Raw genomic sequence first — 18,128 nt, forward strand, 5'->3', positions numbered from 1 at the left:
TATCCAATCGTCGCTCAGGGTGTTCGCGCCGGGTGTCCCGAAGGCCGGAGAAGGACGCCGGCCTCCCCTCGCTCTCACGTTCTGCGCGAGGGTTTCCGGGAGGTCAGTCTTTCGCGGAGGGCCCGGCGCTCTCCTGCCGGTCCTCCGGGGAGAACAGGAGGGTGGGCTCGGAGAGGATGTCCCGGCCCGTCTCGCTGCGGTAGATCACGTCGACACTGCCGAAACGGGCCGTGGAGTAGTCGAATCCGAGCAGGGCCGAGGCCTGGCGGACCGCGGCCTCGTCCGGCCCCTCGACCTCGACGAAGGTCGGCAGGCCGGGCCAGGTGTCGATGTCGAAGACGACGTCGCCGAGTTTCCACTCCTCCCGGTAGTTCTCCTGGTAGCGGGCCTCCCGGAGGCCGAGACGCCGCAGGATCTCGGCCATGGCCCGCGCGTCGCCCACCTCGGTCTCGACCTCGACGGTGCCGTCGATGACGGTGGCGTCCGTGACCTGCTTGAGCGTGAGGGTCGAACGGCCCCCCTCGTCGCGCAGCCGGAGCCACTGGCCGTCGCCGAAGACGTCGCTCTCGAAGATCCTCCTGGTCAGGAGGGTGCGGGGGAACACCTGGACGGCCCCCAGGGAGATCAACCTGGTCCGGAGGTCGGCGACTTCGACGGACAGGAACGTGGCCTCGTACTCGTGCTTCATGGTCTCTTTCCTCCGGTGCCGGTCGTCCGGACGCGCGGGTCCTTGCGGCAGGCGGTCCGATGGGGCTCGCCCGGGGAACCCGTCCGTCCTCAAGATCAGCAGGATCTCACGACCATGGGAGGGCGGAGCGACTCCAGACCGGATGCCGGGCGTCGCGTGGATCCGATGGTCCCGGCGGTTTCCTCTGGCTCTCCTGGCCCTCCTGGCCGGAGGTAAACGGTGAAGTACGGGGCGGGGCCGTGTCACCACGTATACGTGTTTTCCTTTTCCCGTCGTGCACCGATTGCACGGTGGGATTCTTCGATTTTGACCGGGCGGAATATTCGGGAGGAGAAAGCGGATTCCTCTGCCCCTCGCGGCTTCTCTGGCTTCGAGGAGAGGCCGCCGCTCGGCGCGCGGCCCCGGACGCCGTGGGAGGTGCGCATCGCCGCCCGCGCCGACGATGCGGGGCCACCCGTGGCGAACCGGTGACCGGCCACGAGGCGGTGGCATCCGTTTCGCCCGCCACGGCATTCGGCCAGACACGCGACGAGTCGCGGGCGGACCGGTACGCGGTCGTTCGGCGGCGATTGTCATTCCTGAGAACGAACGTCGATTCGTCCGGAAAGGGGAGGCCCCGGGGCGGTGATTTTGTGATCGTGATGAGGTCGTGTTCCCGGTTCCGAGGAGATGGCGAATGGCGGCCTTCATGAGGCGTCGTGGGGTTGTGATCGTTGGGCTTGGGCTGAGCGCCGCGCTCGTGGCGGGCGCCGCCCTGCCCGCGCAGGCGGCGGAGCCGCCGGAGTCCGGCCCGGTGGCGCCGCAGGATCTCGACCGCGAGGGACTGGAGGCGACCCTTGACGCGGTCCGTGACGCGGGCATGTACGGCCTCTACTCCAGCGTCCGGAACGGCAGGCAGGCGTGGGACGGGGCGGCCGGGGTCGCCGACGTGGAAACCGGCAGACCGGTACGGCAGGGCATGCGCCACCGGGTCGGCAGCATCACCAAGACCTTCACCGCGGTCGCGATCCTCCAGCAGGCCGGGAAGGGGCGCATCGACCTGGACGCGCCCGTCGCGCGTCATCTGCCGAGGCTGCTCCCCGCCGACCTCGGGCGGAGGGTCACGGTGCGGATGCTGCTCAACCACACCAGTGGCATCGGCGACTACGTCCTGGGCGCCTTCCCCTCCCTGGCCCAGGGGTCGGCCGCGAGCCTGGACGAGGAGCGCTTCCGTTCCATCGCGCCGGCGGAACTGGTGAGGCTCGGCCTGCAGGCCCAGCCGACGGGGGAGCCCGGGGAGCGCTGGTCCTACTCCAACACGAACTACGTCATCGCGGGGCTGTTGCTGGAGGCGGTGACCGGCGAACCGGCGCAGCGGTACATCACCCGTGAGGTCATCCACAGGGCCGGGCTGCGCGAGACCTCCTTCCCCCGCACGCCGGTCATCCCCGGGCCGCACTCCAAGGCCTACGAGTCGCTCTACGGGCTCATCGACCCGCCGCGTGACTACAGCGTCTACGACATGTCGTGGGCGTACACCGCGGGCGCCGTCGTCTCGACGACCGGCGACCTCGACCGGTTCTACCGGGCGCTGCTCGAAGGCAGGCTGCTGCCCAAGGCCCAGCTCGCCCAGATGCAGACCACGGTGCCCGTCACCGACGGTCAGGGCAACGTCCTGATGAACTACGGTCTGGGCGTCTACGCCCAGGATCTGCCCTGCGGCCGGTTCTGGGGCCATGACGGAGGGGTCTTCGGCATGGGCACCTTCTCCCTGTCCAGCCAGGACGGCCGCCGCCAGATCTCCCTCGGGATCAACCTGATGAAGTACCAGCGCCTCGACGCCCAGGGGATTCCGCAGCAGCATCCGATCGACCAGGCGCTCGGTGATCACATGCTGCGGGCGCTGTGCGGTCCCGGTGCCGCCCTGGCCCGGGGAACGGCCCTGGTGCCCTTCCCGACCCAGCAGGTCCTGGTCAAGAGGTAGGCCTTCGGGGCCGTCCCGCGCGGGGGCGGCCCCGGGGCCCCTCAGCGGGCCCGGTGGCCGGGACCGGGCCGGTGATGTCGCTGCCGCCGGTGCGGCTGTTGCTGCCGCTGCTGGTGGCGGGGTTTCCTCCAGTGGGCCCTGCCGCCCCGGTAGCCGTGGTCGGCGCCGAGGCTGTGCCGTTCGTCCGGCTCCCCGGCGTCCTGCCCGTCCGCCCCGCCGTCCCCGTCACCGCCCCCGTTCCGGCCGTCGCGTTTCTTCTCGGCCTCCAGCAGTTTGTCCATGCCCGGGGTGTAGCCACCACCGAAGCGTGACATGTCCGGGTGGTGGAAGGAGGACGCCTCGACGTCGCGCAGGGCGGCCTCCATGGAGGAGACCCAGATGGGGCCCGGCAGGGAGGCGCCCTGCACCTGCCCGTAGTACTCGCCGCCGATCGTCACGTCACGCAGCGGGTAGCGGTAGGCGCCCCTGATGTCGCCGACACTGACCGCGGCGGCCAGGTCGGGGGTGTATCCGGCGAACCAGGCGGAGGTGTAGCCGTTGTTCGTGCCGGTCTTGCCCGCCGCGTCGCGCCCGATGTCCTGTCCCGTCATGGTTCCCCTGCTGAACACCCCGGACAGCACGTGGTTGACCGCGTCGGCCACGTCACGCTCGATCGCCTGCACACAGCTCGGCGGCACCGGGACGTGCGTGCCGTCCCGTTCGACGATGTCGACGATCGCCATCGGCCTGCAGTAACGGCCCCGCGCGCCGAACGCGGCGAACGCCGCCGCGACCGTCACCGGGTCCATCTCGTTGACCCCGAGCGTGAAGGTCGGCACCTCGCGCAGCGGCGTGCCGTCGGCGCGGACCACGCCGAGCGCCTTGGCGGTCTTGACCACCTGGCACAGGCCGACCCGGCGCTCCAGCATCATGTAGAAGATGTTCACCGACTTCCAGGTGCCCGTCGAGATGCTCTGCGGTCCGCCGCTGCCCTCGCCGCTGGCGTTGAAGATCTGGCTGCGCGGGTCGTTCACCCGGTGTCCCCGGCAGTCGAAGTAGCCCCCCGAGGGCACGAACCTGCCCGGCGTCATGAAGCCGTCGTCGAAGCGCCAGCCCCTGGCCAGGGCGGTCGCCAGGGTGAACGCCTTGAAGGTCGACCCCGCCTGGAAGCCCTGCCCGCCGCCGTGCGCCATGTCCGCCGGGAGGTTGTAGGTGGTGCTCGGGCCGTTCCTGGCGTTGCCCGAGTTGACGCCGTACCTCTTGCTGGCCGTCATCGCCCTGATCCGGCCGGTTCCCGGCTCGACCATCGCCTCCGCGGCGACCTCGGTGTCCTTCGGCGAGACGTGGGAGGAGACGGCGTGCTGCGCGGCCCGCTGGGCCGTCGGGTCGAGGGTGGTGCGCAGCACGATGCCGCCCCTGGCCAGCAGCCGTTCCCGCGCGGCCCTGGTGGGGCCGAAGGCGGGGTTGGTCACCAGTTCCTTGTGGACGTAGAGGCAGAAGTAGGGGTAGGCGCTCCCGGCGCATCCGCCGGGCTCGGGCCGCATGCGGATGTCCAGCGGGGTGCGTTTGACCGCCTCGGCCTGCGCCACCGGGATGTCGCCGAGCTGGGCCATCCGGTCGAGCACGATGTCCCTGCGCTCCCGCAGGCGGTGCCTGCGCTGCGGGCCGAGAGAGGGGTCGGTCGAGTACGGCGTCCGCACCGCCCCCGCCAGCGTCGCCGCCTGCTTCAGGGTCAGGTCGGCGGCCGAGACGGAGAAGAACCGCTGGGCGGCCGCCTCGACCCCGAAGGCCCCGGCGCCGAAGTAGGCGATGTTGAGATAACGCTCCAGGATCTCCGCCTTGGAGTACTTGTCCTCCATGGCCAGCGCGTAGCGCAGCTCGGTGATCTTGCGTCTGAGGCTCGGCTCGCGGGCCCTGTCCCGTTCGGCGTCGGTCTCGGCGCTCTCGACCAGGATGTTCTTGACCAGCTGCTGGGTGAGGGAGGAGCCGCCCTGCCGTACGCCGCCCGCCTGGGTGTTGGTCACCAGGGCCCGCAGGGTCCCCTTGATGTCCAGGCCCGCGTGCTCGTAGAAGCGGGAGTCCTCGATCGCCACGATCGCCTGGCGCATGGCCGGGGCGACCTGGTCGAGCTTAACGATCTTCCGGTTCTCCGTGTAGAACTGGGCGAACTGCTTGCCGTTCCTGTCCAGGAGGATCGTCCGCTCGGGGAGCGGGTCCTCCCTCGGGCTGGGGGGCAGGTCGATGAACAGGTGTGTGACCGTGTTGGTGGTGATGCCCGCGCCGCCGACCGCCGGCAGGGCGATGGCCGCGACCAGGAGCCCGCCGAGCACGCCGCAGGCCGTCAGGCCCCACAGGCACCCGGCGAGCCCGCGTCTCACCTCGGATGATCGAAATGTCACAGACAGTAACGTGCGGCCGGACGGGCTGGGGCAAACGCCCGGCCGTGAATCTTTACCCTTCCCCGACCGCTTCCCTGCTGACCTGCAGACCCAGGGAGGCGAACTGCTCGAACGGGCGGTGGTAGCCCCGCTCGATGTGGTGCACGCCGCGTAGCGTCGAGGTGCCCTCGGCCGCCGCGGCGGCCAGCACGGCGGAGAAGCCGGCCCTGATGTCGGGCAGCGTCACGTCGGCGCCGCGCAGCTTCGACACGCCCCGCACGACCGCGGAGTGCTTGGCGTTGGTGTCGTGGTAACGGCAGGCGGGGCCGCCGAGGCACACGTCGAAGACCTCGATCTCACAGCCCATCCGCTGCAGCGCGGGCACGTAGACCAGCCGGTTCTCGAAGACCGTCTCGTGCAGCACGGACATGCCCTGGGCCTGGGTGAACAGCACCATCAGCGGCGTCTGCCAGTCGGTCATGAACCCCGGGTGCGTGTCGGTCTGCACCGCGGCGGCCCGCAGCCCCTCGGGGGCCGAGGCCGAGACGTAGTCGTCGGTGATGTCCATCTCCGCGCCCATCCTGGCGAGGGTGGTGATGGCCGTCACCAGGCGGTCCTGCGGGCAGCCGTGCACCCTGACCTCGCCACCGGTGATCAGGCCCGCGGCGAGGTAGGAGAAGGCCTCGATCCGGTCGCCGTTCAGCCAGGTCGAGGCGCCGCGCAACCGCTTGACGCCCTCGATGACGATGCGCCGGTCCGGGCTGAGCTCGATGCGCGCGCCCATCCGCTGCAGGAACAGAGCGAGCTCCACCACCTCGGGCTCCATGGCGGCGCCCTTGAGGACGGTCTTGCCCTCGGCGAGCACCGCCGACATCAGGATCGTCTCGGTGGCGCCCACACTGGGATAGGGAAGCTCGATCCGGGTGCCGCGCAGCCTCCTGGCCTTGGCGTAGACCCCGGTGTCGCTCACCTCGACCTCGGCGCCCATCGCGCGCAGCGCCTCGACGTGGAAGTCCACGGGCCTGCGCCCGATCGGGTCGCCGCCGACCAGCGGTACGAACGCCTCGCCGGCCAGGTGCAGCAACGGGCCGAGCATCAGGATGGGGATGCGGTTGAGGCCGGTGAACGCCGCGGGGACGTGCGGGTTGATCCGCTCTCCCCGGGCGACCCTGATCTCCCTGGGCGTGATCTCGACGTCGATGCCGAGCGCCCGTAGCATCTGCGCGGTGATGCCGACCTCACCCACGTCGGGGGCGTTGTGAATCGTGCTCTCCCCGGCGCCGAGCATCGCGGCGACCATGTGCTTGGACACGGCGTTCTTGGAGCCGCGGACCTCGACGTCGCCGCGGAGCGGTCCGGAAGGCTCGATCAGCCACACCTCTTCGTTCACCCGGACAGCGTAACGGGATTCGCCCTGACTCTCCGGGAACACGACCCGGGATCGGTAACATCGGGCACATCAGCACAGACATCAGTACAGCGGGTAGGGGGAGACTTTGCGGCATGCGCGCGACTTCGCCGTCACCGTACTGGCCCTGGGGATCCTCGGGGTGGTGGCAGGTGTCCTGTGGTCGACGCTCGCGCCGCGCCCGCCGTACGTGATGACCGGGCAGGGCCCGCTGCTGGCGGATCCCTCCACCCAGGCGCTGATCGCGGACGACGGCCTGTTCGCGGCCGTCACCGGCGTGATCGGGCTGGCCTGCGGCGCCGTCGGCTACAGCCTCTCGCGCCGGGGCAGGCCGCTGGCGATCGTCCTCGGCCTGGCGGCGGGGGGCCTGCTGGGGTCCTACCTCGCGAGCCTCACCGGAGGGGCCGTCAACCTGGCCCCGGCGGCCGACGTCGTGGCCTCCGGCACCTCCGTCTCCCTGTTCCCCGGCCCGCTCGCCCTGACCGCCACCGGAGTCATGTTCGCCTGGCCCACACTGGCGGTCGGCCTGTTCTTCGTGCTTGAGGGCGTCGCGGGCTACCGTGACTCGCCGCTGCGCACGCCGTTCGGCGGCCGGGACCCCTACGGCCCGCTGTCCGGCTACGACATCAGCGGGCACTGACGATCACCCGGGCGGGGGAGGCGGGATCACCCTCGCGGCGGGTTCGGCCGTCCTGGGCGCCGCACTACGTTCCTCTGCCATGACGACGGCGAGACGTATGTGGTTCGGAGCGGCCCTGGTGGCCGTGGCCCTGGTCCTGGCGGGACTGAGCACCCTGGCGTTCCTGCGGGCGGGCGAGACGGGGGAGCGGCTCGACGGGCATCGGCAGAAGGTGTCCGACCTGCTCGCCGAGGCGGAGACCGTCAAGGAGAAGGACCAGAGGCGATACGACGAGCTGACGGCGGAGGCGGAGCGCTACCTCGGCTTCGCCGGGACCGACGACGAGGAGCACCGCTCCCAGTTCACCTCCGCCGCGCTCCTGGGCGCCGGGGCCTCCGCGAGCCTGGCCGGATGCCTCATCCTGTTCCTCGTGCGCACGCGTGCTCCGAGGCCCCGGCGGGCCTGAGGGGGGCGTTCAGCGCAGGTCCGGCCTGCGCGCGCCGTGGCCGGTCGCCTGTTCGAAGAGGCGGGCCAGGCGCAGCACGCCCAGGTCGTCGAACGGCCGTCCGACGATCTGCACGCCGACCGGCAGGCCGTCCCGGGTGAAACCGCAGGGCACGGAGATCGCCGGGGCGTGCAGCACGCTGATCCAGTAGGCCGAGCGCATCCACGCCAGATAGTCGGGCATCGGTTCGCCGTCGATCTCCGAGACGTACGGCTCGCCGACCGGGAACGGAGGCACCTGGCTGACCGGCGTCAGCAGGAAGTCGTGGTCGCCGAAGAAACGGCCCATCCGCCGGTACAGGCCGCTGCGCAGCCGTTCCGCCCTGGCCAGGTCGGCCCCGGTGACCTTCAGGCCCTGTTCGACGTTCCAGCGCACGTTGGCCCCGAGCCGCTCGGCGGGCATGCCGCCGTAGGACAGCGCGTAGTACCAGGCCCGGTAGACGCGGAAGGCCTCCTCGGCGTCCGACAGGTTGAGCCTGACCTGCTCGACCCGGGCGCCGAGCCCTTGGAGGACCTCGGGGGCCGACGCGGTGACCCGGGCGGTCTCCGGGTCGACCGGCAGGCCGCCGAGGTCGGGGCTCCACGCGATCCGCAGCCGCGCCGGGTCGATCTCCAGCGACCCGGCGAACGCCTGCCCGCTCTCGGCGATCGAGAGAGGGGAGACGGCGTCGAAACCGGAGATCACGCTCATCAGCAGCGCCAGGTCCGTGACGGTGCGGGCCATCGGCCCCGGCACGCCGAGGGTGAACCACGCGGCGGTGGGGGAGGGGGCGGGCACGCGTCCCGGTGTCGGCCGCAATCCGACCACGTTGCAGAATGAGGCCGGATTGCGCAGCGAGCCGCCCATGTCGGAGCCGTCGGCCAGCGGGATCATCCCGGCCGCGAGCGCCGCCGCGGCCCCGCCGCTGCTGCCGCCCGCCGAACGCGACAGGTCGTAGGGGTTGCGGGTCACGCCGAACAGTTCGTTGACCGTGTGGGAGCCGGTGCCGAACTCGGGGGTGTTCGTCTTGCCGACCGTGATCGCCCCGGCCTCGCGCATCCGCCGTACCAGGATGGAGTCGCGGGGCGGGACGTGGTCGGCGAACAGCGGCGAGCCGTAGGTGGTGCGGATGCCCGCGGTCTCCGTCAGGTCCTTGTGCGCGACCGGCAGGCCGTGCAGCGGGCCGCGCGGGTGGCCCCGCGCCAGGTCGCGGTCGGCCTGCTCGGCCTCGGCGAGCGCGCGCTCGGCCGCCAGCGTGACGATCGCGTTGACGCGCGGGTTGACCTCCTCGATCCTGCGCAGGTGCGCCCGCAGCAGCTCCACGGCCCCCACCTGCCGGGTCCGCAGCAGCTCCAGCATCTCCAGGGCGGTCAGGTAGAACATCAGCCCGTCTTGCCGATGGGGGCCGTGACGGCCTGCGTCAGCCGTACCAGCCCGGCGGGGGCCGTCTCGATCTGCAGGCCCCTGCGCCCGGCGGAGAAGTAGATCGTGTCGAACTCCAGGGCGGAGTCGTCGACCACGGTCGGCAGCCGCCTGCGCTGGCCGAGCGGGCTGATCCCGCCGACCACGTAGCCGGTGACCCGCTCGACCTTGGCCGCCTCGGCCATGGCCGCCCGCTTGCCGCCCAGCGCCGCGGCGAACGCCTTCAGGTCGAGCTTGCCCGCGACCGGTACGACCGCGACGGCCAGAGCGCCCTCGACCTCGGCGACCAGTGTCTTGAAGATCCGCTCGTACGGCACGCCGAGCGCGTCGGCCGCCTCCTCACCGTAGGCCTGGGAAGCCGCGTCGTGCTCGTAGGGGTGGAGGGTGAAGCCGATCCCGGCCTGGGCCAGCGCGACCGTCGCCGGAGTGCCCTGGCCGCCCTTGTTCCTGCTCTTGCTCACGGGGGGGAGTCTAACCACCACGAAAAATCTACAACGTAAAGGACGTGTCCGTATGATGGTACGGAACAAGACCGGGTGCCGGACGTCCGTAGACTGGGCGGGTGATTTCTCGTACCGACCTGCGCGGGTCCCTGCCGAGGGACCTCCGCGCCGTGCTGCCCCGTGCCGAGCTCGACGTCGAAACCGCCCTGGAAGCGGTCCGGCCGATTTGCGAGGACGTGCATCATCGTGGGGCCGCGGCCGTACGGGAGTTCACCGCCAGGTTCGACGGTGTCGAGCTGGACTCCACCCGGGTGCCCGCGGAGGCGATCGCCCGCGCGCTGGAGGACCTCGACCCCAGGGTCAGGGCCGCCCTTGAGGAGTCGATCCGCAGGGCCCGCCTGGTCCACCGCGACCAGCGCCGCACCGACGTCACGACCCAGGTCGTGCCGGGCGGCACCGTCACCGAGCGCTGGGTCCCCGTCGAACGGGTCGGCCTGTACGTGCCGGGCGGCAGGGCGGTCTACCCGTCGAGCGTCGTGATGAACGTCGTGCCGGCCCAGGAGGCGGGCGTGCCCTCGCTGGCCGTCACCTCCCCCGCCCAGAAGGAGTTCGGCGGCCTGCCGCACCCGACGATCCTGGCCGCGTGCGCGCTGCTCGGGGTCGAGGAGGTCTACGCCGTCGGTGGGGCCCAGGCGGTCGCGATGTTCGCCTACGGCACCGAGGAGTGCGAGCCGGTCACCATGGTCACCGGCCCCGGCAACATCTGGGTCGCCGCGGCCAAGCGGCTGCTCAAGGGCGTCATCGGCATCGACTCCGAGGCGGGCCCCACCGAGATCGCGATCCTCGCCGACGCCACCGCCGACCCGGTGCACGTGGCCGCCGACCTGATCAGCCAGGCCGAGCACGACGTGATCGCCGCCTCGGTGCTGGTCACCGACTCGGTCGAGCTGGCCGACGCCGTCGAGCGTGAGCTGCCCGGCCAGGTGGCGGCGACCAAGCACGGCGAACGCGTCACCGAGGCCCTGTCCGGCCGTCAGTCGGGCATCCTGCTCGTCGACGACATGGAGGCGGGGCTGCGGGTGGTCGACGCCTACGCCGCCGAGCACCTGGAGATCCAGACCGCGGACGCCGCCGCGCTCGCCGCCCGGGTGCGCAACGCGGGTGCGATCTTCGTCGGCGCCCACGCGCCGGTCTCGCTCGGCGACTACCTCGCGGGCTCCAACCACGTGCTGCCGACCGGCGGCTGCGCCTGTCACTCCTCCGGTCTGTCCGTGCAGACCTTCCTGCGCGGCATCCACGTCGTCGACTACAGCCGCGAGGCGCTGGCGCGCTCGGCCGCGCACGTGTGCGTGCTCGCCGACGCCGAGGACCTGCCCGCGCACGGCGCCGCCGTACGAGCCCGTTTCGGATGGGAGATCCCCGATGAGGCTTGAGGACCTGCCCATCCGTGACGACCTGCGGGGACGCACGCCGTACGGCGCGCCCCAGATCGACGTCCCGGTGCGGCTCAACACCAACGAGAACCCCTACGGCCCCTCCGAGTCCCTGGTCGCCGACCTGGCCGAGGCGGTACGGTCCCAGGCGGGCGAGCTCAACCGCTATCCCGACCGGGACGCGGTCGCCCTGCGTGAGGACCTGGCCGCCTACCTCGGGCACGGCCTGACCCACGAGCGGGTCTGGGCCGCCAACGGCTCCAACGAGGTCATCCAGCAGATCCTGCAGGCCTTCGGCGGGCCGGGGCGCTCGGCGCTCGGCTTCGAGCCGTCCTACTCGATGCACCCGATCATCACCACCGGCGCCTCGACCGAGTGGATCGCCGGGTCGCGTGAGGACGACTTCGGGATCGACCCGGACAAGGCCATCGCCGCGATCGAGGAGCACCGGCCCGCGGTCGTCTTCCTGACCTCGCCGAACAACCCGACCGGTACCGCGCTCGACCCCGAGGTCATCGCCAGGATCGTGGAGGCGGCGCCCGGCATGGTCGTCGTGGACGAGGCCTACTTCGAGTTCGCCCGTGAGGGAACGCCGTCCGCGCTGACGCTGCTGCCGGGCAACCCCCGGCTCATCGTGACGCGGACCATGTCCAAGGCGTTCGCCATGGCCGGGACCCGGCTGGGCTATCTCGCCGCCCACCCGGCGGTGATCGAGGCGCTGCTGCTGGTGCGGTTGCCGTACCACCTGTCGTCGCTCACCCAGGCGGCCGCGCGCGTCGCGCTCGCCCACCGCGGGGAGCTGCTCGGCACCGTCGACACGCTGCGCGCCGAGCGCGACGCGACGGTCGGATGGCTGCGGGCCAAGGGCCTTGAGGTGGCCGACTCCGACGCCAACTTCGTGTTGTTCGGCCGTTTCACCGACAGGCGCACCGTCTGGCGGGACATGCTCGACCGCGGGGTGCTGATCCGCGAGGTCGGGCCGCCCGGATGGCTGCGCGTGTCCATCGGAACGACCGAGGAGATGGCGGCCTTCCGCGCCGCCCTGGAAGGAACCCTGTGAGCAGTTCTGCCGGAGCCGAGCCCACCCGGCGCCTCGGCCGCGTCGAGCGCGCGACCAAGGAGACGTCCGTGCTGGTCGAGGTCAACCTCGACGGCACCGGATACGTCGACGTGTCCACCGGGGTCGGCTTCTACGACCACATGCTGAACCAGCTCGGCAAGCACGGTCTGTTCGACCTGACCGTGAAGACCGAGGGCGACCTGCACATCGACTCGCACCACACGATCGAGGACACCGCGCTCGCGCTGGGCGCCGCGTTCCGGGAGGCACTGGGCGACAAGTCGGGCATCAGGCGTTACGGAAACGCGTCGTGCCCGCTGGACGAGGCCCTGGCGCAGGTCACGGTCGACCTGTCGGGCAGGCCGTACCTCGTGCACAGCGAGCCAGAGGGAATGGCGCCGATGATCGGCTCCGCCTACGACACGACGATGACCAGGCACATCCTGGAGTCGTTCGTCGCGCAGGCCGCGATCTGCCTGCACGTCCACGTGCCCTACGGCCGCAACGCGCACCACATCGTGGAGGCGCAGTTCAAGGCGCTGGCCAGGGCGCTGCGGGAGGCCAGCGAGCCCGACCCCCGCGCCAGCGGCGTGCCGAGCACCAAGGGCGTCCTGTGACCGGCAACTGGACGGCCGTCGCCATGGCCTTCGTCGCCCTGTTCATGGTGGGCGGGATCGTGTCCTTCCTCAAGCAGGGCCTCAAGAAGGGCGCGCTGCTCCTGGGCGCGCTCGCGGCCCTGGCGACCACCGCGGCGGTGTTGTGGTGGTGAGGGTCACGGTTCTCGACTACGGGTCGGGCAATCTCCGCTCCGCCGAGCGGGCACTGGCCAGGGTCGGCGCGACCGTCACGGTCAGCTCCGACTACACGCAGGCGCTGGAGGCCGACGGCCTGGTCGTCCCCGGCGTCGGCGCCTTCGCGGCCTGCATGGCGGGACTGCGGGCCGTACGGGGAGAGCGGATCATCGACCGTCGCCTGTCCGCGGGCAGGCCGGTCCTCGGCATCTGCGTCGGCATGCAGATCCTCTTCGAGACGGGCATCGAGCACGGGGTCACGACCGAGGGCTGTGGCGAGTGGCCGGGCACCGTGGAACGGCTCGACGCGCCGGTCCTGCCCCACATGGGGTGGAACACCGTCAGCGCGCCCGAGGGCAGTGTGCTGTTCGACGGGCTCGACCCGCAGACCCGCTTCTACTTCGTCCACTCCTACGGCGTGCGCGACTGGGAGCTCAAGGCGGGCCCGGGGTTCACCGACCCCCTGGTCACCTGGTCGGAGCACGGCGTGCCGTTCGTCGCCGCGGTGGAGAACGGCCCGCTGACGGCCACCCAGTTCCATCCGGAGAAGTCGGGCGACGCGGGGGCGCAGCTGCTCACCAACTGGCTCGGCACCCTCGGGTGACGCCTTTCTCGCCGAGGTCGTCGTGAGCAGGGAACGGGCCAGGCGCAGGGCGGAACGCGAGGCCGAGCAGGCCAGGCAGGCCGCCCTGCGCGCCGTGCGGGAGGCCAGGCTCGCCCGGCGGCGTGAGCTGGCCGGGCGGGTCACCGCGTTCCTGCCCGGCAGGCCCGTCAGAATCGCAGCCCAGCGCGGCATCAAGGCTCGCCGCCGCAGGGCCCAGAACGGCGTCGTGGCGGTCCTGTTCCTCATCGCGCAGGTCATCGCCTGGCTGTTGTGGTCCTCGTGGACCGCACGGTTCGGGGTCTTTGTTATTTCTGTTCTTCTCGTACCGCTTTTTGTCACTCTCGTCTTCGACCGGAGGTCCTGATCAGATGTCGCTAGAGTTGCTGCCCGCCGTGGACGTCGCGGACGGCCAGGCGGTCCGCCTGGTCCAGGGGGCGGCAGGCACCGAGACCTCCTACGGCGACCCGCTGTCCGCCGCGCTCGCCTGGCAGGAGGCGGGCGCCGAGTGGATCCATCTGGTCGACCTCGACGCGGCCTTCGGCCGGGGCTCCAACCGTGAGCTGCTGGCCTCCGTGGTCGGCGCGCTCGACGTGAAGGTCGAGATGTCCGGCGGCATCCGCGACGACGCCTCCCTGGAGTCGGCGCTGGCCACCGGCTGCCGCCGCGTCAACATCGGCACCGCGGCGCTGGAGAACCCCGTCTGGTGCTCCAAGATCATCGCCGAGTACGGCGACCGCATCGCGATCGGCCTGGACGTGCGCGGCACCACCCTGGCCGCACGAGGCTGGACCGAGGAGGGCGGCGACCTGTGGGAGGTGCTGGAGCGGCTCGAGCGCGACGGCTGCCCCCGCTACGTCGTCACCGACGTCACCAAGGACGGCACGCTGCGCGGCCCCAACCTCGACCTGCTCCGCGAGGTCTGCTCCCGCACCGACCGGCCGGTGGTCGCCAGCGGCGGCGTCTCCTCCCTGGACGACCTGCGCGCCCTGGCGGAGCTGGTCCCGCTCGGCGTCGAGGGCGCGATCGTCGGCAAGGCGCTCTACGCCCAGGCCTTCACCCTTGAGGACGCCCTGGCGGCGGTCAGATGACTGTCGCGGTACGTGTGATCCCCTGCCTGGACGTGGACGCCGGGCGGGTGGTCAAGGGGGTCAACTTCGAGAACCTCCGTGACGCGGGGGACCCGGTCGAGCTGGCCCGCCGTTACGACGCGGAAGGGGCCGACGAGCTGACCTTCCTGGACATCACGGCGTCCAGCTCCGACCGTTCCACGACCTACGACGTGGTGCGCAGGACCGCCGAACAGGTCTTCATCCCGCTGACCGTCGGCGGGGGAGTGCGCTCGGTCGAGGACGTGGACAGGCTGCTGCGGGCGGGCGCGGACAAGGTGGGACTGAACACGGCCGCCATCGCCAGGCCCGAACTGCTGACCGAGGCGTCCCAGCGGTACGGCGCGCAGTGCATCGTGCTGTCCGTCGACGCGCGCCGGGTCGTGGACGGCCCGCCGACTCCCTCCGGGTTCGAGGTCACCACCCACGGAGGACGCCGGGGCACCGGGATCGACGCGGTCGAGTGGGCCCGCAGGGCCGAGGAACTCGGCGCCGGGGAGATCCTGCTCAACTCCATGGACGGCGACGGCACCAAGAAGGGCTACGACCTGGAGATGATCCGCGCGGTGCGGGCGGTGGTCTCGGTGCCGGTGATCGCCAGCGGCGGGGCCGGGGCGCTTGAGGACTTCCCCCCGGCCGTCGAGGCGGGGGCGGACGCGGTCCTGGCGGCCTCGGTGTTCCACTTCGGGCAGTTGAAGATCGGCGAGGTCAAGGACACGCTCCGGCGGGCGGGGCATCCGGTTCGCTGACCTCACCGCCGAAGGCGGAGGGAGGGGCGCCAGGGCGGGTTCCGGCGGGCGGGAGACCGGGAGAACGCGGGACCACGGGTGAGCCGTGATCCCGCGTGAAGGTCCGCGGACCACCCCGGATCAGGTCCCGGCGGCGGAGACCGGCGGGAACCGCATCCGGGTCACGGCATCAGCCGTACTGCTGGAACCACGCGTTGACCGTGTGGGCCTTGGGGCTGAGCGTGATGACGGCACGGTAGGTGCCGGCCGGTACGTTGCGGATGCGGTGGTACATCTTCCCCCCGACGCAGTAACCGCTGCTTGATCCGCCTGCCGTTATCCAGAGGCCCGCGTACCTGCGCTGGATGTAGGCCTTGGCACGCGTGCCGTCGCCGCCGTTCCAGCACTGGACGACGATCTGCAGCACCTTGGCGCGGGTGTTCCGGGAGGGGCTCTGCAGCTTCTTGGTGTTCGCTCTGCCGCTCCAGAGGGTGGACCAGCGCGCCTGCGCCGAAGCGTGGACCGCCTCACCGGCCGAGGGGAGGGAGGCCGCGGCCGGCGCGAGCGCGGTTCCGGGGGCGGCCGCGTGGGCCGCCCCAGGAACGAGGAGACCCGCGGCGAGTACGCCGGCGGCGATGGTGGCGGAAAGATTTCTCATCATGTCGCCCTTTCCAATCGTTGTCCCAGGGGGAACGTCGTCTTCCTGGGTCGGAACATAGGACGGAAGATGTTGAGAACGCGTTGAGGATCGGTTGAGGTGGCCGTCCGAACCCGGGTCACCCGCTGGGACGGCCGGGGATCCAGGCGGACGGCTCCACTTCCGGCGGACACGACCGACGGTCCGCGGGGGCGCGGATCCCGGAGCACGTGACGGCCGTGGCAGGTGTGGGCCTCGACCACCTCCTCGGCGCCGGAAGCCGTGCACCGGGCCGCAGTTCGGCGTGAGGAGGCCGTAGGAGAGCCGGTGGGCTCCTACCGCCGTGATGGATTCTCACCGGACGATCCACTACGGAACCGGTGACTATGCTGGTGGGCATGACCGCCATGGCACCGACCAGCACAGCGCCCGACCTGTCGTTCCTGCTGGACCACACCGGCCATGTCCTGCGGACCCGGATGTCGGCCGCGCTCGCCGAGATCGGGCTCACGGCCCGCATGCACTGTGTGCTGGTGCACGCCCTTGAGGAGGAGCGCACCCAGATCCAGCTCGCCGAGATCGGTGACATGGACAAGACCACGATGGTGGTGACGGTCGACGCCCTGGAACGGGCCGGTCTCGCCGAGCGCCGCCCGTCCGGCACCGACCGGCGGGCCCGGATCATCGCGGTCACCGAGGAGGGCGCGCGGATCGCCGAGCGGAGCCAGCAGATCGTCGACCGTGTGCACCGGGAGGCCCTCGCCACGATCCCCGACGAGGAACGGGAGATTCTTCTGCGGGCCCTCGGCCGTCTGGTGACCGGCCATCTGGCCACCCCCGTGGAGAACCCCCAGCCGGTACGGCGCGCCCGGCAGCGGACAACTTAGATCCGAAGAAAATCGTCTATTACAAAACAATCTGCTACGGTCTCTCTTGTCGTCCTCATTCGACAGGAGAGAACCCATGTCCGTCACCTCCGCCCCTCCGGCAACCGGGTCACGCTGGATCGCCCTCGGAGCGATCGCCACAAGCCTGCTGATGACCGTCCTCGACGGCAGCATCGTGACCGTGGCGATGCCGGCCATCCAGAACGACCTGGGCTTCTCCCCGGCCGGACTGAGCTGGGTGGTCAACGCCTACCTGATCGCGTTCGGCAGCCTGCTTCTGCTGGCCGGACGACTCGGTGACCTGATCGGCCGCAAACGCGTCTTCCTCGCGGGCACCGTGGTGTTCGTCGCCTCCTCGCTGCTGGCGGGGGTGTCCACCGGCGCCGAACTGCTGATCGTGGCCCGCTTTCTGCAGGGGGTCGGCAGCGCCGCGGCCTCGGCGGTCGGCCTGGGCATCCTGGTGACGCTGTTCCCCGACCCCGGGGAGCGCGCCAGGGCGATCGCCGTCTTCAGCTTCACCGGCGCGGGAGGCGCCACCCTGGGATCGGTGCTCGGCGGCCTCCTCACCGACGCCCTCACCTGGCACTGGATCTTCTTCATCAACCTGCCGATCGGGATCGCGGCGCTCGCGGTCGCGGCGTCCGTACTGCCCGCGGACCGGGGACCCGGCCTCTCCGCGGGAGCCGACGTGCCCGGCGCCCTTCTGGTCACCGGCGGCCTGATGCTCGGCATCTACACCGTGGTCGGGGTCGAGGAGCACGGCTGGCTCTCTGCGCGCACCCTCGGCCTCGGCGCCCTCACCCTCGCTCTGCTCGCCGGGTTCGTCGTCCGCCAGGCCACCGCTAAGGCCCCGCTCATGCCGCTGCGGATCTTCAGGTCGCGCGGTGTCTCCGGGGCCAACCTGGTCCAGGTCCTGATGGTCGCCGCGCTGTTCGCCTTCCAGTTCCTCCTGGCCCTGTATCTCCAGCGGGTCCTCGGGTACGGCGCCGCCCAGACCGGCTTCGCGATGCTCCCCGCGGCCGTGGTCATCGGCGTGGTCTCCCTGGGGGTCTCCGCCAGGCTCAACGTCCGCTTCGGGGAGCGCAGGGTGCTGCTGGCGGGGCTGGTGCTCCTGGTCGCGCTCCTCGGGCTGCTCACCCGGCTTCCGGTGCGCGCCGACTACGTCACCGACCTGCTTCCGGTGATGCTGCTGGCGGCGGGCTTCGGTCTCGCGCTCCCCGCGCTGACCACGCTCGGCATGTCGGGCGCCGGGGAGGAGGACGCCGGACTGGCATCCGGGGTGTTCAACACCACGCAGCAGATCGGCATGGCCCTGGGCGTCGCGGTGCTGTCGACCCTGGCGGCCTCCCGCACCGGGGACCTGCTCGCCGGCGGCGCAAGCCAGGCCGAGGCGCTGACCGGCGGCTACCGCCTGGCCTTCACCGTCGGCGCGGGACTCCTCGCCACGGCCCTCGTCGTCGCCCTCCTCGTGCTGCGTGAGCCACGCCGTACCAGGTGA

Annotated in this window: 19 protein-coding genes; 13 read left to right on the forward strand and 6 right to left on the reverse strand. The window is 71.4% G+C overall.

The genetic code is table 11. From position 1 onward, the window contains the following. Window positions 1–103 precede the first annotated feature (103 nt). Complete coding sequence (locus tag ABT340_RS03390) at window positions 104–688, reverse strand: class IV adenylate cyclase (RefSeq protein WP_352009022.1); 585 nt, start codon at window positions 686–688, stop codon at window positions 104–106. A gap of 706 nt (window positions 689–1,394) precedes the next feature. On the opposite strand from ABT340_RS03390, the gene ABT340_RS03395 reads away from it, so the two are divergent. Next, window positions 1,395–2,651, forward strand: a complete 1,257-nt coding sequence (locus ABT340_RS03395) for a serine hydrolase domain-containing protein (protein WP_352009023.1) — start codon at window positions 1,395–1,397, stop codon at window positions 2,649–2,651. Between the two features lie 41 nt (window positions 2,652–2,692). On the opposite strand, the gene ABT340_RS03400 is transcribed toward ABT340_RS03395, so the two are convergent. Beyond that, complete coding sequence (locus ABT340_RS03400) at window positions 2,693–5,029, reverse strand: transglycosylase domain-containing protein (RefSeq protein ID WP_352009024.1); 2,337 nt, start codon at window positions 5,027–5,029, stop codon at window positions 2,693–2,695. Window positions 5,030–5,081: 52 nt separating this feature from the next. After that, entirely contained in the window at window positions 5,082–6,398 is a 1,317-nt protein-coding gene (gene murA / locus ABT340_RS03405; RefSeq protein ID WP_352009025.1) for a UDP-N-acetylglucosamine 1-carboxyvinyltransferase, read from the reverse strand. Between the two features lie 106 nt (window positions 6,399–6,504). Between murA and ABT340_RS03410 the strand changes: the two genes are divergently transcribed. Both ABT340_RS03410 and ABT340_RS03415 read left to right on the forward strand, forming a co-directional pair. Beyond that, window positions 6,505–7,056: a hypothetical protein gene (locus tag ABT340_RS03410; protein WP_352009026.1), complete on the forward strand. Its 552-nt coding sequence runs from the start codon at window positions 6,505–6,507 to the stop codon at window positions 7,054–7,056. Between the two features lie 79 nt (window positions 7,057–7,135). Continuing rightward, window positions 7,136–7,501, forward strand: coding sequence for a hypothetical protein (locus ABT340_RS03415; protein ID WP_352009027.1), 366 nt, complete (start codon window positions 7,136–7,138; stop codon window positions 7,499–7,501). A gap of 9 nt (window positions 7,502–7,510) precedes the next feature. On the opposite strand, the gene ABT340_RS03420 is transcribed toward ABT340_RS03415, so the two are convergent. Together ABT340_RS03420 and ybaK are read right to left on the reverse strand one after the other, a co-directional pair. Continuing rightward, window positions 7,511–8,902 (reverse strand): amidase, encoded by a 1,392-nt coding sequence (locus ABT340_RS03420; RefSeq protein WP_352009028.1) that lies wholly within the window; start codon window positions 8,900–8,902, stop codon window positions 7,511–7,513. Beyond that, window positions 8,902–9,402, reverse strand: coding sequence for a Cys-tRNA(Pro) deacylase (gene ybaK, locus ABT340_RS03425; protein WP_352009029.1), 501 nt, complete (start codon window positions 9,400–9,402; stop codon window positions 8,902–8,904). Before ybaK ends, ABT340_RS03420 begins: the two co-directional genes overlap by 1 nt. Window positions 9,403–9,503: 101 nt before the next feature. On the opposite strand from ybaK, the gene hisD reads away from it, so the two are divergent. The 8 genes from hisD to hisF are packed head-to-tail and all read left to right on the forward strand — an operon-like array spanning window position 9,504 to window position 15,127. Then, the gene (hisD, locus tag ABT340_RS03430; protein WP_352009030.1) at window positions 9,504–10,817 is read left to right on the forward strand and encodes a histidinol dehydrogenase; all 1,314 of its coding nucleotides are present in this window, start codon (window positions 9,504–9,506) and stop codon (window positions 10,815–10,817) included. Next, a complete protein-coding gene (locus ABT340_RS03435; protein WP_352009031.1) occupies window positions 10,807–11,877 on the forward strand; it encodes a histidinol-phosphate transaminase in 1,071 nt (356 codons plus the stop codon). Before hisD ends, ABT340_RS03435 begins: the two co-directional genes overlap by 11 nt. After that, a complete protein-coding gene (gene hisB / locus ABT340_RS03440) occupies window positions 11,805–12,494 on the forward strand; it encodes an imidazoleglycerol-phosphate dehydratase HisB (protein ID WP_502992403.1) in 690 nt (229 codons plus the stop codon). The genes ABT340_RS03435 and hisB overlap by 73 nt, the downstream gene beginning before the upstream one ends. Then, the gene (locus ABT340_RS03445; RefSeq protein ID WP_352009033.1) at window positions 12,491–12,646 is read left to right on the forward strand and encodes a CG2302 family histidine operon protein; all 156 of its coding nucleotides are present in this window, start codon (window positions 12,491–12,493) and stop codon (window positions 12,644–12,646) included. Before hisB ends, ABT340_RS03445 begins: the two co-directional genes overlap by 4 nt. Further along, window positions 12,637–13,272, forward strand: a complete 636-nt coding sequence (gene hisH, locus ABT340_RS03450; RefSeq protein ID WP_352009034.1) for an imidazole glycerol phosphate synthase subunit HisH — start codon at window positions 12,637–12,639, stop codon at window positions 13,270–13,272. Before ABT340_RS03445 ends, hisH begins: the two co-directional genes overlap by 10 nt. Before the next feature lie 22 nt (window positions 13,273–13,294). Beyond that, entirely contained in the window at window positions 13,295–13,636 is a 342-nt protein-coding gene (locus ABT340_RS03455) for a hypothetical protein (protein WP_352009035.1), read from the forward strand. Between the two features lie 4 nt (window positions 13,637–13,640). Further along, window positions 13,641–14,360, forward strand: coding sequence for a bifunctional 1-(5-phosphoribosyl)-5-((5-phosphoribosylamino)methylideneamino)imidazole-4-carboxamide isomerase/phosphoribosylanthranilate isomerase PriA (gene priA / locus ABT340_RS03460; protein ID WP_352009036.1), 720 nt, complete (start codon window positions 13,641–13,643; stop codon window positions 14,358–14,360). Continuing rightward, entirely contained in the window at window positions 14,357–15,127 is a 771-nt protein-coding gene (hisF, locus tag ABT340_RS03465) for an imidazole glycerol phosphate synthase subunit HisF (RefSeq protein ID WP_352009037.1), read from the forward strand. The genes priA and hisF overlap by 4 nt, the downstream gene beginning before the upstream one ends. Window positions 15,128–15,296: 169 nt before the next feature. On the opposite strand, the gene ABT340_RS03470 is transcribed toward hisF, so the two are convergent. Continuing rightward, window positions 15,297–15,767, reverse strand: a complete 471-nt coding sequence (locus tag ABT340_RS03470) for a hypothetical protein (protein WP_352009038.1) — start codon at window positions 15,765–15,767, stop codon at window positions 15,297–15,299. Window positions 15,768–16,141: 374 nt separating this feature from the next. Here ABT340_RS03470 and ABT340_RS03475 point away from each other — a divergent pair, with 374 nt between their 5' ends. Both ABT340_RS03475 and ABT340_RS03480 read left to right on the forward strand, forming a co-directional pair. Further along, complete coding sequence (locus ABT340_RS03475) at window positions 16,142–16,630, forward strand: MarR family winged helix-turn-helix transcriptional regulator (protein ID WP_352009039.1); 489 nt, start codon at window positions 16,142–16,144, stop codon at window positions 16,628–16,630. Window positions 16,631–16,706: 76 nt separating this feature from the next. Then, window positions 16,707–18,128, forward strand: coding sequence for an MFS transporter (locus ABT340_RS03480; protein ID WP_352009040.1), 1,422 nt, complete (start codon window positions 16,707–16,709; stop codon window positions 18,126–18,128).

It is taken from the genome of Streptosporangium sp. NPDC000239 (genome assembly GCF_040300765.1).
Taxonomy (GTDB): domain Bacteria; phylum Actinomycetota; class Actinomycetes; order Streptosporangiales; family Streptosporangiaceae; genus Streptosporangium.